Source organism: Rubellimicrobium roseum (genome assembly GCF_006152145.1).
Taxonomy (GTDB): domain Bacteria; phylum Pseudomonadota; class Alphaproteobacteria; order Rhodobacterales; family Rhodobacteraceae; genus Rubellimicrobium; species Rubellimicrobium roseum.
The window spans coordinates 1-14364 of record NZ_VDFV01000019.1; the positions used below are offsets into that span (position 1 = coordinate 1).

Sequence of the window (14364 nt, forward strand, 5' to 3'; positions counted from 1 at the left end):
GGTCCACGTGACCAATGGTCCCAATGTTCACGTGCGGTTTGTTCCGCTCGAACTTCGCCTTCGCCATGATGCCATCCTGTTTGGGCGGAGCCCCGAACGGGTCCGCGCGTCCGCGCGCCGTTTATGGAATCGTGGGGGCGAGCGCAAGGGGGCCCGCCGGCCCGGGGTCAGGCCGCGGCCCCGGGCCGCGCCGCCGCGCCGAACAGCCAGGCCGAGAGAAGCCAGAGCCCGGCGAAGAGACCCGTCCCCATCAGCACGTCCCCCACCGAAACCGGCCCGGTCACGCCCAGCCCGCCGCCCAGCGCGACCAGGGGCACCAGCACCTGCGCCAGCGCCGTGGCCACCATGGCCCGCGCCATGCCCCGGGGCCGCAGCCGCGCGGCCAGGGCCCCGAGAAGGCCGACCGCCAGCACGCCGCCATAAAGGAGGTTGGCGGGGTTCCCCTCGCTCCCGATCAGGCCGACGGCCCCGTTGACCCAGGCCAGCAACAGCCCGGTCGCGAGCGCAAGCCCGGTGGCGGCGCGTTCGGCGGGGCCGCTCGTGCGCCGGAGCGCGAGTTCGAGAAGAAGGCCCGCGCCGCCCAGCAGGACACCCGCGGCCACGAAATCGGACAAGGTCCAGTCGACCTCTCCGGTCACCTGCATGGCCACCAGCGGCAGCAGCAGGAGCGCCACTGCCCCGCCCCAGCCCAGCCTCCGCCAGGAGATGCCCTGTCCGCGCCCCGTCCGACCCATGATCGCCGCGCCTCCGTGGGTGAGCCTGTTCCCGACATAGCACGGAGCGCCCGACCATGTCCCGGAATTCGGACCGGCGCTGGCCGGCCGAGGATGCGCCCCCCGCGACGCGGAGGGAACAGGCCCCGGCCGGTCCTGTCCTTACCCCACCGGCAGCGCGAAGCGGTTGTCGCGCGGGAAGCCGCGCGGCGCCATGCGCCCCGCCTGCCCGCGCTTGCCCAGCCACTCGGACAGGTCCGGCTCGCGCCGCGTCTTGCCGCCCTCCAAACTCCAGGTCAGCCCCTCGGCCAGGTTTAGCGTCACCAGGTCCGACAGCCCGCCATCCTTGAAGGCCTGCAGCCGCACGCCCTTGCCGCGCCCCATCTCGGGCAACTCGGCCACGGGGAACACCAGCATCTTGCGGTTCTGCCCGATGCAGGCGACGTGGTCGCCCGCCACGGGGACCATGTGCCCGGCCTTCGCTCCTTCGGGGAGGTTCAGCACCACGCGGCCCGCGCGCGTCTGCGCCAGCGCCTCGTCCTCGGACAGGATGAAGCCGTCGCCCGCGTCCGAGGCCACGATCAGCCGCCCGCCCGGCCGGTGCAGCCGCACCCCCACCACCGGCGCGTCGAGGTCGATCATCAGCCGCAGGGGCTCGCCCATGCCGCGCCCGCCCGGCAGCGAGGCCACCGGCACCGTGAACATCCGCCCGTTGGCGCCCAGCACCAGAAGCTTGTCCGTGGTCTCGGCCCGCAGCAGGAAGCGCGCCTTGTCGCCGTCCTTGTACCGCAGGCCCTCGCCCTCGACATGGCCCTTCATGGCGCGGACCCAGCCCATCTCGGACAGGACCACCGTCACCGGCTCGCGCTCGATCATCGACTCGGGTGCGATGTCGGCCGTCTCGGCCGCCACCGCCAACGTCGTGCGCCGCGCACCCCCGGGGGCCTTGGCCCCGAACCGCTTGCGGCTTTCCTTGAGGTCCGCCGAGATCGCCTTCCACTGGAGGCCCTCGTCCTCCAGCAGCGCGAGCAGCGTCCCCCGCTCGGCCAGAAGCGCGTCGCGCTCGGCGATGAGCTGCATCTCCTCCAGCCGCCGCAAGCTGCGCAGCCGCATGTTGAGGATCGCCTCGGCCTGCACCTCGGTCATGCCCACGCCCGGTGGGATCACCACCTCGCCCTTGGCGGGCAGCGGCGACACGTAGTCGGCCTCCGACCGCGCCCTGGCGCGGGGCTTGTCCCAGTCCTCGGCCTGCAGCGCGGCCTTGGGGTCCTCGTCGTAGCGGATGATGTCGATCACCCGGTCGAGGTTGAGGTAGGCGATGAGGAGGCCCCCCAGCACCTCCAGCCGCCGGTCGATCTTCTCCAGCCGGTGCTGCGACCGCCGCAGCAGCACGTCCCGCCGGTGGTCGAGGAAGGCCCGCAGCACCTCGCGCAGGGAACACACCTTGGGCGTCAGCCCGTCGATCAGCACGTTCATGTTGAGCGGCACGCGGACTTCCAGGTCCGACTGCCGGAACAGCATGCCCATCAGCATCTCGGGATCGACGCTGCGCGACTTCGGCTCCAGCACGATCCGCACGTCGTCCGCGCTCTCGTCGCGCACGTCGGCCAGGGCCGGGATCTTCTTGGTCTGGACGATCTCCGCGAGCTTCTCGATCAGCTTGGATTTCTGGACCTGATAGGGAATCTCGGTCACGACGATCTGCCGCACGCCGCGCCCCTGCTCCTCCACCATCCAGCGCGCCCGCAGCCGGAAGGCCCCGCGCCCCGTGCGGTAGGCCTGCGCGATCCCCTCGGGGGGCTCGACCAGCACGCCCCCGGTCGGGAAGTCGGGCCCGGGGATCAGCTCCAGGAGCTTCTCGTCCCCGAGGTCCGGCTTCTTGATCATCTCCAGGCAGGCGCCCAGCAGCTCGTCGAGATTGTGCGGCGGGATGCTCGTCGCCATCCCCACGGCGATGCCCGACGACCCGTTGGCCAGCAGGTGCGGCACCGGCGCGGGCAGCACGACGGGCTCCAGGAGCGTCCCGTCGTAGTTCGGCCGCAGATCCACCGCGTCCTCGTCCAGCCCTTCCATCAGGGCCTCGCCCAAGGGCGTGAGCCGCGCCTCGGTGTAGCGGGCGGCCGCCGGGTTGTCCCCGTCGATGTTGCCGAAGTTGCCCTGCCCCTCGACCAGCGGGTAGCGGACGTTGAAGTCCTGCGCGAGCCGCGCCATCGCGTCGTAGATCGCGGCGTCGCCGTGGGGGTGGTAGTTCCCCATCACGTCGCCCGAGATCTTGGCCGATTTGCGGAACCCCGACGTGGGCGTCAGCCGCAGCTCGCGCATGGCGAACAGGATGCGCCGGTGCACGGGCTTGAGCCCGTCGCGCGCGTCCGGCAGCGCCCGGTGCATGATGGTGGACAGCGCATAGGTGAGGTAGCGCTCGCCGATCGCGCGGCGCAGCGGCTCCGTCACCAGGAGCGTGGCCTCGGCGCCGTCGTCGGCGCCCTCGGGGATGGGGGGCTCATCGGTCATGTTCCTGATCTAAAGCCCGGCGCCTCACGGCACAAGCATCAGAACAAAGCACGAACGGAAAGAATTTGCCCTCCCCGGGACGCCCCCCGCGCCCTACACTCTCCGGCGGCCCCTTTCCGACGTTGCCCCCAAGGAGACGCTCGTGAGACTTCTGTTCCTCCCCCTCGCCTTCGTGGCCCTGGCCTGGGCCTACTGGGCGCTTTCGGGCGGCTCGGACTTCGAGCCCCGCCAGCGCGCCGAGGCCCCCGAGCCCGTCGCCCCCGCCGCGCCCGAGCCCGCCCGCCTCCTTGACGAGGTGAGCGCCGTGGCCCCCACCGCCGCCACCGATCCGGCCGCCGACCCGCCCGAGGTCCCCGCCGCCGTCGATCCCGAGCCCGCCCCGGTCCCGGCCGACACGACCGAGGCGCTGGTGGACGACGCCCCCGAGCCCCTGCCCGAGCAGCCCATCCTCGCCGCCGACGTACTGGCGCTCCTCGCCCCCGACGCGCCGCGCGCGGCCCCCGAAGGCGTCACCGTCGCCGCCGCCTCGGCCAACGCGGGCGCCGACCTGCGCCGCGTCACCGGCACCCGCGTCAACGTCCGCTCCGGCCCCGGCACCGGGAACGGCGTCGTCGCGCAGGTGGGCGAAGGCGACACCGCCGAAGTCCTGGGCCAGGACGGCGGCTGGGTCCGCATCCGCACGCCCGACGGGACCGAGGGCTGGATGTCCGCACGCTTTCTTGCAGGCCCCGAGGGCTAGGCCCTCCTTCCGGGCGCCCCCGCGCCGGGCTAAGGGAACCGCAACCCTCCACTTTCGGAGCCGCCATGCCCGCTGACCACGCCCCCGCCCCCGCCGCGCGCCCGCGCAGCATCCTCATCACCGGCTGCTCGTCGGGCATCGGCGCCCACGCCGCCCTGACGCTGCGCGGGCGCGGCTGGCAGGTCTTCGCCGCCTGCCGCAAGGAGGAGGACTGCCAGCGCCTGCGCATGGAGGGCTTCCACAGCCCCCGGCTCGACTACACCGACCCCGCCTCCATCGAGGCGGCCCTGGCCGAGGTGCTGGAGGCCACGGGCGGCACGCTCGACGCGCTCTTCAACAACGGCGCCATCGCGCTGCCCGGCGCCGTCGAGGACCTGCCCACCGACGGCCTGCGCGCCATCTTCGAGACCAACCTCTTCGGCTGGCACGAGCTCACCCGCCGCGCGATCCCCGTCATGCGCCGACAGGGCCACGGGCACATCGTCAACTGCTCCTCGGTGCTGGGCCTCGTCGGCGCCAAGTGGCGCGGCGCCTACACGGCCACCAAGTTCGCGATCGAGGGCCTGACCGAGGTCCTCCGGCTGGAGATGGCCTCCGCCAACATCCAGGTCGCGCTGATCGAGCCCGGCCCGGTCACCTCCAAGCTGCGCCAGAACTCGATCCCGCATTTCGAGCGCTGGATCGATTGGCGCGCCTCGCCCCGCGCCGACGAATACAGCCAGATCCTCCACCGCCTCTACGAATCCCGGGGCCCCGACCGTTGGGAGCTGCCCCCGGCCGCCGTGACCGAGCGGCTGCTCCAGATCCTCGAATCGCCTCGGCCCGCCGCGCGCTACTACGTGACCGCCCCCACCCACGCCGTGGGCTGGATGCGCCGCCTCCTGCCCGGCCGCGCGGTCGAATGGGTGGTCGGCCGGGCCTGAGGCCGCAAGGAAGAGACACTGCCCAAAGGCGCCCTTCCCTTCGCCGCGCGCTCCGCTAAACCCTGCCTGACCCAAGCGGGAGCGGCTCATGGATTTCAGCGATCCTCTCTTCTACCTCGTCGTGGCGGCGGTGCTTCTGGTGCTCGGCATCCTGCTCTTCGGGGTGGGAAGCTTCGGACGGGGCGGCGACTTCAACCGCCGCAACGCCAACAAGATCATGCGATGGCGCATCTATGCGCAGGCGGCCGCCATCGCGCTCATTCTTCTCTATGTGTTCCTGCGCGGACGGGGGACCTGACATGTTCGTGCTGAGCAAGATCTACACCCGCACCGGCGACGCGGGCGACACGGCGCTGGGCGACGGCACCCGCGTGCGCAAGCACGCGCTGCGCGTCGAATCCTACGGCACCGTGGACGAGCTGAACTCCACCCTCGGCCTCGCGCGGCTCCAGGCGCAGGGAACCCCCGTGGACGCCGACCTCGCCGCCATCCAGAACGATCTCTTCGACCTCGGCGCCGACCTCTGCCGCCCCGAAGGCGGCGAGGGCACCGCGCTCCGCGTCAGCGACGGGCAGGTGGACCGGCTCGAAGCGCAGATCGACGCCATGACATCCCGGCTGGAGCCCCTGCGCTCCTTCGTCCTGCCCGGCGGCACGGCGCTCTCGGCGCATCTGCACCTCTGCCGCACGGTCGCCCGCCGGGCCGAGCGGCTGGTCGTCGCGCTCTCCGAGCAGCACGCCGTGAACCCGGCCGCGATCCGCTACCTCAACCGCCTGTCGGACTGGTTCTTCGTCGCGGCCCGCATGGCCAACGACGGCGGCCGCTCGGACGTGCTCTGGGTGCCCGGCGCGAACCGCTAGGCGCGGGTCGCCTCGCTTGCTAGGCTGCCTCCGATCCCCGGACCGGAGGCCCCGATGCCAGAACCCGTCCCGCCCGGCGCGCTCGTCGTCCTCACGGGCGCTAGCGGCTTCATCGCCAAGCACATAGCCCGCCGCCTCCTCGAAGACGGTCACGCGGTCCGCGCCACCCTCCGCTCGCCCTCGCGCGAGGCCGAGGTGCGCGCCGCCGTCCTCCCCGGCCTGCCCCCCGAGGCCGAAGGCCGCCTGACCTTCGCCACCGCAGACCTCACGGCGGACGCGGGCTGGGCGCAGGCGATGGAGGGCGCGCAGGCCCTCCTCCACACCGCCTCGCCCTTCCCGCTGAACCAGCCCCGCGACCCCGAGGTGCTGATCCGCCCCGCCGTCGAGGGCACCCGCCGCGCGCTCACGGCCGCCGCGGACGCGGGCGTCCGCCGCGTGGTCCTGACCTCCTCCGTCGCCGCCATCGTCAATCCCGGCTCGCGCGAGATGCGGGACGAATCCACCTGGCTAGACCTCGAGGCCCCTGGCGTAACGCCCTACTACGCCTCCAAGGCGCTGGCCGAGCGCGCCGCCTGGGACCTCGCCCGCGACCGAGGCCTCCGGCTCACCGCCATCAACCCCAGCGTGGTCCTCGGCCCGCTGCTCGACCGCCAGTCCGGCACCTCCGTCGCCCTCGTCCAGCGGCTCCTGCGGGCCAGGGACCCCCTGGTCCCGCGCCTGAACTTCGCCGCCGTGGACGTGCGCGACGTGGCCGCGATGCACGTCCGCGCCCTCGCGCTTCCCGCGACCGAGGGCGAGCGCGTCATCGCCTCCGCGGGCCTCCTGCCCATGCCCGAGATGGCGCGCATCCTGAAGCGGGCCTACCCCGACCGCCGCATCCCCACGCGCGAGGCGCCCGACTGGCTCATCCGCGCGCTGGCCCTCGCCCTGCCCGACATGCGCACCGCCGCGAGCTTCCTGGGCGGGCGCGACCTCGTGTCGAACGCCAAGGCCCGCCGCCTCTTCGGCATGGACTTCATCCCGCCCGAGGAGGCGCTCCTCGCCTCCGCGCGCAGCCTGATCGAGCAGGGCCTCGCCTAGGGCCCGCGCCGCGCCCCCAGCCGGGGATGCACGGTCGCGGCCAGCCCCCAGGCCGCCGCCATCGCCGCCCCCGTGACCGCGAAGGTGGCCGCCACGGGCGCCACCACCAGCACGAGGCCCCCCACCGCCGGGCTCAGGATGCCCGACACGTCGCGGAAGCTCGAATAGACCGCCGCCATCTCCGTCCGCTCGGACGGCTTCACCGCCATCAGGAACGGCAGCGACCCGCAGACGTCCAGCATCACGAGCCCGCTCGACGCCAGCACGAGGGCCCCCACCGCCGCCCAGGGCGCGCCCCCCGCCACCAGCGCCGCCAGCATGAACAGCGCCGCGCACCAGCCGAAGGTCGCCCGCACCGCCCCCCGCACGCCCCAGCGCCCGACCAGCCGCAGCATCAGCGGCGTGGCGAACAGCATCCCGTTCGACACCGACACCGCCGCGCCGCCCACCCGCTCGTCGATCCCCGACTCCAGGCAGAAGAGCGGCAGGTAGACGATGTACACCCACCAGCCGCAGGACCGGATCACGGCAAAGGCCCAGCCCGCCACCAGCCGGGGCCGCCGCACGAAGCGGCGCAGATAGGCCAGCGGCCGTCCTGTCCCGGCCGCGCCCACCGCCTTGCCGTCCCCCAGATCGAGCCGCAGGAAGGCCCCCGTGGTCACGACCGCGAATCCCGCCGCCAGCAGGAAGGGCGCCGGCCGCCACCAGTCCAGCAGCAGCACCCCCGCGAAGGGCCCGACCGTCCAGGCCGTCGCGCTGTAGACCAGCCGCAGCGTCTCGTTCCGCGCTAGGTCCTCCCGCGCCACGTGGTCCAGCACATAGGCCGACAGGCAGATCCAGAAGGTCACCGTCGCCACCGCGTTGACCAGCATGGCCAGCGCCGTGAGCCACGGGTCCGCCGTCAGCAGAAGCCCCGCGCCCAGCAGATAGAGCCCGCCCGCCCCCACCATCATCCGCGCGCGCCCCACGACCCGCGTGGCCCAGGGCACCAGCAGCCCCGCCGCCAGCGACCCCAGCCCCACGAGGAGGAAGAAGGCCGAGACCACCGTCCCTTCGCCCCAGAGCCGGTACATCACCAGCGGCACCGCCGACAGCAGCACCCCCCGCACCGCCGATTCGAGCCCGAAGAGAAGCGCGAAGTCCTGCGCGCGCGGGCGCACGGCGGCAGGGACGCTGACGGAAAGGCTGGTCATGGGGGAAAACGATCCGCTGGACGCCTCCAGCTAGCTCTGCCCCGGCGGCCCGGTCATCACCGCCCGCGACACGGAATGCCGCTTTCCGTCAGCCCTCGCCGCGCGCGATCGCCTCGACCAACCGCTCCCGCGACGCGGGCAGGCCCTTGCCCTCGGGCAGCAGCCGCTCCGTCAGGAAATGCCCCGTGACGCCCAGCGCCGCGCGGATCGCCTCGGCGTCCGCCTCCCCCTCGCCCCGCAGGACGGGCGGCAGCGGCAGCAGGCGCGGCGCATACTCGCCTGCCCCCGCCCAGCTCACCGCCCGCCCCGTGCGCGGCGAGACAAAGGCCAGGTCCTCCCGCGCGCCTGTCACCGCGCAGGCCGACAGGTCCAGCCCGAAGCCCATCTCCTCCAGAAGCGCCACCTCCCACTGAAGGTAGGCCAGCGGCCAGACCTCCCGCTCGCCCAGCAGGTCCAGAAGCGCGTTGGTCCGGTCGTAGAGCCCGGGATGCGGCGCCCGCTCGGGCAGCACCGCCCCCAGCAGCGCCGCCACCGCTCCGATCCCCGCCAGCGCCATCCGGTCCCCCAGCGCCAGCGCCGCGCGGTTGCGGACCGGCTCCGCCGTGAAATGCCCCAGATGCTCGTCGAGCCGCGCGGCCCAGGCCATCTGCACCAGCACGCCGGGCTGGAGGAAGGGCCGCATCCGCCGCGACACGCCGCCCCGCACCACGCCCGCGTGCCGCCCATGGTCCCGGCAGAAGGCCTCGACGATGGCCGAGGTCTCGCCATGCGGCCGCACGGCCAGAAGGATGCCCTCGTCGCGCCATTCGATCATGACCCCGACAGTGAAGCGCCCCGCCCCCTCCGGCAAGCCCTTGCGTCCGGCCCCCCGCGTGCCGCAACTGCGCCGCCATGCCCTGTCCCCGACTCACGCCCGCCGCCCGGCTCCTGTCGCTTCTCGTGGCGGCCGTCGCCGGGGGCGGCCTCGCGGCGCAGGCCCTGGGCTCCGCCGAGTTCCTGGGACGCGCCGGCTGGCCGCTCCTGTGGCACCTTTCGTCCTACTTCACGATCCTGACCGCGCTCCTCGTGGCGGCCACGACCGGCGCCGAGGCGCTGACCGGCCGCGCCGCCCCGCCGGGCTGGAGCGGCGGCCTCACGGTCTGGAGCCTGATGGCCGGGGTCGCCTACCACGCCCTGCTGTCCGGCCTCTGGACGCCCCAGGGCCCGAGCCTCTGGGCCGACCACGCGCTGCACCTGGCCCTGCCCGCGCTCATGGCCGCCCAGTGGCTCGCCACGCCGAGGCCTGCGCTGACCGTCCGGCACGCGCTCCTGTGGCTCCTCTGGCCGCTGGCCTATCTGCTGCTCACCCTCGCGCGTGGCGCCCTGACGGGGAGCTATCCCTACCCGTTTCTCGACCCCCATGTCGCGGGCGTGTCCGGCCTGCTGGGCACCGTCGTCGCCCTGGGCCTCGCCTTCCTGCTCATGGGCCTCGCACTCGTCAGCCTGTCGCACTCGCGCCGGGCCCCTGCCTCCGCCGCCAGCCGTCCCTGAGCGCCCAAGGTGTTGCGTGCGCCGGGGGAGGACCGTTCGGTGCTGTCAGAAACCGTTAACCTTTGTCCCGCACCCTGATCCCGCACGCATCGCCACGGGACCGCCTGCGGGACACAACTCTCCCGCTCTCGGACGACATCTTCGTGGCCCGCTCTTTGCAGGGACCCGGCCCGCGTGCCGCCGGACCATCTGGGGAACCCACCCCCCAGCCGCCGCGCGTCGAACACGTGCCCCCTGCCCGCCCGGAGTGGCGTCCGCCGGGCAGCCCCGGAGGACTGTCCCCCATGCCCCCAGATGGCGGGAAACGCTCCGACCCGCCCCCTTCCTCGGCCCCAGATATCCCGGGGCGAGGCGAAGCCGGGGGGCAGAGCCCCCTTGCGGCCTCTACTCCAGCCCCTCCTCGCCCAGAAGGTGCCGCCCCTGCCGGTCCTCGACCTCGATCACCCACAGGTCCGGGTCGTATTTCCTCTGCCGCGCGATGGCCTCGTCCACCTCGGGCTCCGCGCCCTCGGCCAGAACCATCCAGGTCCGCGCGCCGGTCATGGGATCGAAGCTCCGCTGGAACACGGTCGCCCGCCCGTCCAGCGTCGCGCATTTCACCAGCACCGCGCCCGCCGTCTCGTCGCCGCGCCGCACCACGAAGGCCGGGATGTCCTCGACCCGGAGCCGCGCGAGGTAGGCCGCGACCCAGACCCCCGCCTTCAGCCGCGCCTCAGGCGCCATCGCGGAAGTCGAGCCCCATCTCGCCGTAGCGCTCCGGGTCCTCCAGCCAGTTCTCCTTGACCTTGACGGTCAGGAACAGGTGGACCTTGCGGCCCATGAACTCCTCCATCTCGGCCCGCGCCGCCTGGCCCACGGCCTTGATGGTCTCGCCGCCCTTGCCCAGCACGATGCCCCGGTGCCCCTCGCGGGCGACATAGACGATCTGGTCCACCCGCGCGCTGCCGTCCTTGCGCTCCTCCCAGGCCTCCGTCTCGACGGTCAGCTCATAGGGCAGCTCCTGATGCAGCCGCAGCGTCAGCTTCTCGCGCGTCATCTCGGCCGCGATCATCCGCATCGGCAGGTCGGCGAGCTGGTCCTCGGGATACAGCCACGGCCCCTCGGGCAGCATCGACCCCAGCCACCGCTTCAGGTCCTCGGTCCCATAGCCCCGCTCGGCCGAGATCATGAAGGTCCGCTCGAAGGGAAAGGCCTCGTTCATCTCCCCGCTCAGCGCGAGCAGGCTCTCGGCCTTGACCCGGTCGATCTTGTTGATGGCCAGCGCCACGGGCCGCTTGCCGACCCGGTCCCGCAGGGTCGCAAGGATTGCCTTCACGCCCTCGGTCATCCCCCGGTGCGCCTCGATCAGCAGCACCACGACATCCGCGTCCGCCGCCCCGCCCCAGGCCGCCGCGACCATGGCGCGATCCAGCCGCCGCCGCGGCCGGAACAGCCCCGGCGTGTCGACGAAGACGATCTGGCTCTGCCCCTCCATCGCCACGCCCCGGATGCGCGCCCGCGTCGTCTGCACCTTGTGGGTGACGATGGACACCTTGGCGCCGACCATCCGGTTCAGCAGCGTCGACTTGCCCGCGTTGGGCTCGCCGATCAGCGCCACGAAGCCTGCCCGCGTCGGCCCTTGCTCGTCTTCCACGTCCGTCATCCTTCCAATCGTCCGAGCAGCGCCGCCGCCGCCGCATGTTCCGCCGCGCGCTTGGTCGCGCCCTCGGCCCGCTCCGTCTCGCCGGTTGCGAGCCGCGCCTCGATCACGAAGCGCGGCTGGTGGTCCGGCCCCTCGCGCCCGATCAGGACATAGTCCGGCGGCTCCATCCCGCGACCCTGCGCCCATTCCTGCAGCGCGCTCTTGGCGTCGCGCGCGTCCTGGGGCGCCGCCGCGATCCGCCCGCCCCAGAGCCGCAGGATCATCGCCCGCGCGGCCTCCAGGCCCCCGTCCAGGTAGACCGCCGCGATGACCGCCTCCATGGCGTCCGCCAGCAGCGCCTCCTTCTTGCGCCCGCCCCCGATCATCTCCGACCGCCCGAGCTTGAGGCCGGCCCCCAGGTCCACCTCGCGCGCCACCTCGGCGCAGGTCTCGCGCCGCACCAGCGCGTTGAAGCGCGGCGCGATGCGGCCCTCGTCCGCCTCAGGGTCCGCCTCCAGCAGCGCCTCGGCCATCACGAGGCCCAGCACCCGGTCGCCCAGGAACTCCAGCCGCTGGTTGTCGCCCCCGCCCCCGCGCGAGCCGTGCGTGAGCGCCCGCAGCAGCAGCGAAGGATCGCGGAACTCGTGCCCCAGCCGCTCCGCCAAAGTCCGCACCGTGCCCGACACCTTCACCGCACCACCTCGCCCAGGCGGCCCGGCCGCCATCCCCGCGGGTCCCAGGGCCAGCGCGCCTCGGACGACGCCAGCACCATGTCCACCCGTCCGATCACCCGTTCCACCGCCACGAATCCCGTTCCCCCCACCGTCACCGCCAGCCGGCTGTCGCCGCCCGCGTCGCGGTGGTCGCCCAGCACATACAGGAAGCCCTCAGGGACCGCGACCTCCTCCGCCCGGTCCAGGGGCCGCGCCCCGGCGTCCAGCACGTCATAGGCCGTGCCGTCGGGCAGCACCTCCCGCAAGCGCCGCGTCAGGCAGGCGGCCCCCAGGCCCACGGCGCCGTTGCCGCAGATCGGCATGACGCCTTCGGGACCCTGCCGACCGAAGGTCTCGGACAGGAAGCCCGCGTCGGCGCGGGTCGCGGCCACCCCGCCGATCACCGGCAGCCCGCCCTCGACGGCCACCCGCTCGCCCCCCAGCGCGATCACCCGGCCGAAGCGGGGCGCGGTCTCCTCCCCGACCCGGAAGGCCACCACATCGCCCCGCGCCACCGCCAGCGGCCCCCGCCGCACCAGCACCAGATCCCCCGGCAGCAGCGCGGGCTTCATCGCCTGGGTCCGCACCGGCGCGGCCGTCCAGACCAGGCTTCCGGCCAGCACCAGCGCGAGCATCCCCGCGACCCCCATCCCGAGCAGCCGCCACTGGCTGTCGGTGCGCCGCCGCCGCTGCGACGAGGGCATCGCGACCAGCACCGCGAGCAGCGCCCAGCGCGCCCAGGGCAGCGCCAGGCCCCAAGCCCACCAGCCACGCCATCCCATGTCGTTGAGCCGCCGCAGCACGTGCCCCATCGCGGGCACCGCGAAGACCACGAGCGGCAGCGCCGCCATGGCCTCGTGCCACCGCGTCCAGCCCTCGAACCGCAGGGGCCCCAGCCGCCAGAGCGCCCAGAGCCCGCCGAGGACCAGCAGGAGGGCCGCGAAGGCCGGCCCCCCGGTGCGCCCCGTCCAGTCGAGGCCGTCGCGAAGGAAACGGGAGGGCGAAAGCGGCTGGATCAGGGGCCGACCGGCCATGGCCCTCAGTCGATGCCGACGAAGAAGCGGTCGGGCCGCCAGGTCCAGAAGGCCAGCATCGACCGCCCGGCGGACGAGAACATCACCCGGTCGGCCCGGCCCACGAGGTTCTCGAAGGGCACGAAGCCCACGCCCCGCGCCGATTGCGGAAAGCGTGAATCCGTCGAGTTGTCGCGGTTGTCGCCCATGAAGAAGAAATGCCCCTCGGGCACGGTGAAGACGCCCGTGTCGTCCTGCGGCAGGTCGGCGATGTTGAGGATGCTGTGGCTCACCCCGCCCGGCAGCGTCTCGCGGTAGCGCTCGGACACGCAGTCGCCGCCCTCGGGCTGCGCGCCGTCCCGGCAGGACGGATACTGCCCCTGCGGGCCCTGCGGCTCGTAGGCCTCGACGAACTCGCCCGCGGGCTCCACCTGCACCGGCTCGCCGTTGAGGTGGAGAAGGCCGTCCTTCATCTGGACCTGGTCGCCCGGCAGGCCGATCAGCCGTTTGATGAAGTCCTGCCCCGTCACCGGATGGCGGAACACCACCACGTCGCCCCGCTCGGGCATCTCGCCCCAGATGCGCGTGTTGTCGCCGTCCATCCAGCCGCAGATGTCGTCGGCGCCCACGTCGAGCCCGATGACCCCCAGCGGGATCGAGGGACAGGACGCGTAGGAATAGCCATAGGCCATCTTGTTGACGAACAGGAAGTCGCCAATCAGCAGGGTGTCCTTCATCGACCCCGAGGGGATCCAGAAGGGCTGGAAGAACAGGCTGCGGAACACCCCCGCGATCAGCAGGGCCCAGAAGACCGTCTTGACGGTCTCCCACACGCTCGCCGCGAAGCCGCGGTCTTCCTCCGCCGTCTCCCGGCGGTCCCGTCCGAATGCCATCTGCGTCTCCCGCAAGCCGTGGGTGTCCTGACGCCCCGGCCCCCTCAAGTCAACCCGCGCATCGCCGCAGGATCCCGCGGCCCCATCACGAGGGCGCCAGCGGACGCGCCTCGATCACCACGAAGGCCTGCGCCCAGGGGTGGTCGTCGGTCAGCGTGACATGGACCACCGCCTCGTGGCCGGGAGGCGTCATCTCCGCCAGCCGCTGGGCCGCCCAGCCCGTCAGGCGCATCACCGGCTGCCCGGTCGGCAGGTTCGACACCGCCATGTCGCGCCATGCGATGCCCATCCGCAGCCCCGTGCCCAGCGCCTTGGAGCAGGCCTCCTTGGCCGCCCAGCGCTTGGCCAGCGTCGCCGCTTCGTGCGGGCGCGAACGGGCCTTGCCCAGTTCGGTCTCGGTGAAGACGCGGTCGCGGAAGCGGTCACCGAAGCGGGCGAGCGTGCCGGCGATCCGGTCGATGTTGCACAGGTCGGTGCCGATGCCGAGGATCATGCGATCCCCGGCGGGCAGGCCTCGGGCGGGGCGGACGGATGAAGGGTCATGCCTCGTTCCTAGCGCATCGCCCCCCGTCTGA

General features: G+C 73.2%; 16 protein-coding genes. 6 read left to right on the plus strand and 10 right to left on the minus strand.

Going from position 1 to position 14364, the window contains the following annotated elements; all coding sequences use genetic code 11:
* Positions 1–167: 167 nt before the first annotated feature.
* Both FHG71_RS13010 and FHG71_RS13015 read right to left on the minus strand, forming a co-directional pair.
* A complete protein-coding gene (locus tag FHG71_RS13010) occupies positions 168–734 on the minus strand; it encodes a hypothetical protein (protein WP_176559416.1) in 567 nt (188 codons plus the stop codon).
* A 141-nt stretch (positions 735–875) separates the two neighbouring features.
* Entirely contained in the window at positions 876–3224 is a 2349-nt protein-coding gene (locus tag FHG71_RS13015; RefSeq protein ID WP_139082122.1) for a DNA topoisomerase IV subunit A, read from the minus strand.
* A 142-nt stretch (positions 3225–3366) separates the two neighbouring features.
* Between FHG71_RS13015 and FHG71_RS13020 the strand changes: the two genes are divergently transcribed.
* The 5 genes from FHG71_RS13020 to FHG71_RS13040 all read left to right on the plus strand — a co-directional run bounded on the left by FHG71_RS13020 (position 3367) and on the right by FHG71_RS13040 (position 6826).
* Positions 3367–3963, plus strand: a complete 597-nt coding sequence (locus FHG71_RS13020; RefSeq protein ID WP_139082123.1) for an SH3 domain-containing protein — start codon at positions 3367–3369, stop codon at positions 3961–3963.
* Positions 3964–4028: 65 nt separating this feature from the next.
* A complete protein-coding gene (locus FHG71_RS13025) occupies positions 4029–4886 on the plus strand; it encodes an SDR family NAD(P)-dependent oxidoreductase (RefSeq protein WP_139082124.1) in 858 nt (285 codons plus the stop codon).
* Positions 4887–4974: 88 nt separating this feature from the next.
* On the plus strand, positions 4975–5184 hold the full coding sequence (locus FHG71_RS13030; protein WP_139082125.1) for a twin transmembrane helix small protein: 210 nt from the start codon (positions 4975–4977) through the stop codon (positions 5182–5184).
* A 1-nt stretch (position 5185) separates the two neighbouring features.
* Positions 5186–5746 carry a cob(I)yrinic acid a,c-diamide adenosyltransferase gene (locus FHG71_RS13035; RefSeq protein ID WP_139082126.1) on the plus strand — a complete coding sequence of 187 codons (561 nt, stop codon included), beginning with the start codon at positions 5186–5188 and terminating at the stop codon, positions 5744–5746.
* Between the two features lie 54 nt (positions 5747–5800).
* On the plus strand, positions 5801–6826 hold the full coding sequence (locus FHG71_RS13040; RefSeq protein ID WP_139082127.1) for an NAD-dependent epimerase/dehydratase family protein: 1026 nt from the start codon (positions 5801–5803) through the stop codon (positions 6824–6826).
* On the opposite strand, the gene FHG71_RS13045 is transcribed toward FHG71_RS13040, so the two are convergent.
* On the minus strand, positions 6823–8019 hold the full coding sequence (locus tag FHG71_RS13045) for an MFS transporter (protein WP_139082128.1): 1197 nt from the start codon (positions 8017–8019) through the stop codon (positions 6823–6825). The genes FHG71_RS13040 and FHG71_RS13045 overlap by 4 nt on opposite strands.
* Before the next feature lie 88 nt (positions 8020–8107).
* Entirely contained in the window at positions 8108–8830 is a 723-nt protein-coding gene (gene recO, locus FHG71_RS13050) for a DNA repair protein RecO (RefSeq protein ID WP_176559417.1), read from the minus strand.
* An 80-nt stretch (positions 8831–8910) separates the two neighbouring features.
* Here recO and FHG71_RS13055 point away from each other — a divergent pair, with 80 nt between their 5' ends.
* Positions 8911–9549 carry a Pr6Pr family membrane protein gene (locus tag FHG71_RS13055; protein WP_139082129.1) on the plus strand — a complete coding sequence of 213 codons (639 nt, stop codon included), beginning with the start codon at positions 8911–8913 and terminating at the stop codon, positions 9547–9549.
* A 384-nt stretch (positions 9550–9933) separates the two neighbouring features.
* Here FHG71_RS13055 and FHG71_RS13060 read toward each other — a convergent pair whose 3' ends face one another.
* From FHG71_RS13060 to acpS, 6 genes are all read right to left on the minus strand, one after another.
* Positions 9934–10272, minus strand: a complete 339-nt coding sequence (locus FHG71_RS13060) for a DUF1491 family protein (protein WP_139082130.1) — start codon at positions 10270–10272, stop codon at positions 9934–9936.
* Positions 10262–11191 (minus strand): GTPase Era, encoded by a 930-nt coding sequence (era, locus tag FHG71_RS13065; protein ID WP_139082131.1) that lies wholly within the window; start codon positions 11189–11191, stop codon positions 10262–10264. Before era ends, FHG71_RS13060 begins: the two co-directional genes overlap by 11 nt.
* A complete protein-coding gene (rnc, locus tag FHG71_RS13070) occupies positions 11188–11862 on the minus strand; it encodes a ribonuclease III (RefSeq protein WP_139082132.1) in 675 nt (224 codons plus the stop codon). The genes era and rnc overlap by 4 nt, the downstream gene beginning before the upstream one ends.
* A complete protein-coding gene (gene lepB, locus FHG71_RS24580; RefSeq protein ID WP_139082133.1) occupies positions 11859–12917 on the minus strand; it encodes a signal peptidase I in 1059 nt (352 codons plus the stop codon). The genes rnc and lepB (FHG71_RS24580) overlap by 4 nt, the downstream gene beginning before the upstream one ends.
* A gap of 5 nt (positions 12918–12922) precedes the next feature.
* On the minus strand, positions 12923–13789 hold the full coding sequence (lepB, locus tag FHG71_RS13080; protein ID WP_139082134.1) for a signal peptidase I: 867 nt from the start codon (positions 13787–13789) through the stop codon (positions 12923–12925).
* Positions 13790–13874: 85 nt separating this feature from the next.
* Complete coding sequence (acpS, locus tag FHG71_RS13085) at positions 13875–14282, minus strand: holo-ACP synthase (RefSeq protein ID WP_139082135.1); 408 nt, start codon at positions 14280–14282, stop codon at positions 13875–13877.
* Positions 14283–14364 lie beyond the last annotated feature (82 nt).

Excerpts from the sequence above, each read along its gene's own strand:
- era (WP_139082131.1), bottom strand. The coding sequence starts at position 11,191 with ATGACGGACGTGGAAGACGAGCAAGGGCCGACGCGGGCAGGCTTCGTG.
- FHG71_RS13030 (WP_139082125.1), top strand. The coding sequence starts at position 4,975 with ATGGATTTCAGCGATCCTCTCTTCTACCTCGTCGTGGCGGCGGTGCTT.
- FHG71_RS13010 (WP_176559416.1), bottom strand. The coding sequence starts at position 734 with ATGGGTCGGACGGGGCGCGGACAGGGCATCTCCTGGCGGAGGCTGGGC.
- FHG71_RS13045 (WP_139082128.1), bottom strand. The coding sequence starts at position 8,019 with ATGACCAGCCTTTCCGTCAGCGTCCCTGCCGCCGTGCGCCCGCGCGCG.
- lepB (WP_139082133.1), bottom strand. The coding sequence starts at position 12,917 with ATGGCCGGTCGGCCCCTGATCCAGCCGCTTTCGCCCTCCCGTTTCCTT.
- FHG71_RS13040 (WP_139082127.1), top strand. The coding sequence starts at position 5,801 with ATGCCAGAACCCGTCCCGCCCGGCGCGCTCGTCGTCCTCACGGGCGCT.
- FHG71_RS13035 (WP_139082126.1), top strand. The coding sequence starts at position 5,186 with ATGTTCGTGCTGAGCAAGATCTACACCCGCACCGGCGACGCGGGCGAC.
- acpS (WP_139082135.1), bottom strand. The coding sequence starts at position 14,282 with ATGATCCTCGGCATCGGCACCGACCTGTGCAACATCGACCGGATCGCC.
- FHG71_RS13015 (WP_139082122.1), bottom strand. The coding sequence starts at position 3,224 with ATGACCGATGAGCCCCCCATCCCCGAGGGCGCCGACGACGGCGCCGAG.
- FHG71_RS13055 (WP_139082129.1), top strand. The coding sequence starts at position 8,911 with ATGCCCTGTCCCCGACTCACGCCCGCCGCCCGGCTCCTGTCGCTTCTC.
- FHG71_RS13025 (WP_139082124.1), top strand. The coding sequence starts at position 4,029 with ATGCCCGCTGACCACGCCCCCGCCCCCGCCGCGCGCCCGCGCAGCATC.
- lepB (WP_139082134.1), bottom strand. The coding sequence starts at position 13,789 with ATGGCATTCGGACGGGACCGCCGGGAGACGGCGGAGGAAGACCGCGGC.
- FHG71_RS13060 (WP_139082130.1), bottom strand. The coding sequence starts at position 10,272 with ATGGCGCCTGAGGCGCGGCTGAAGGCGGGGGTCTGGGTCGCGGCCTAC.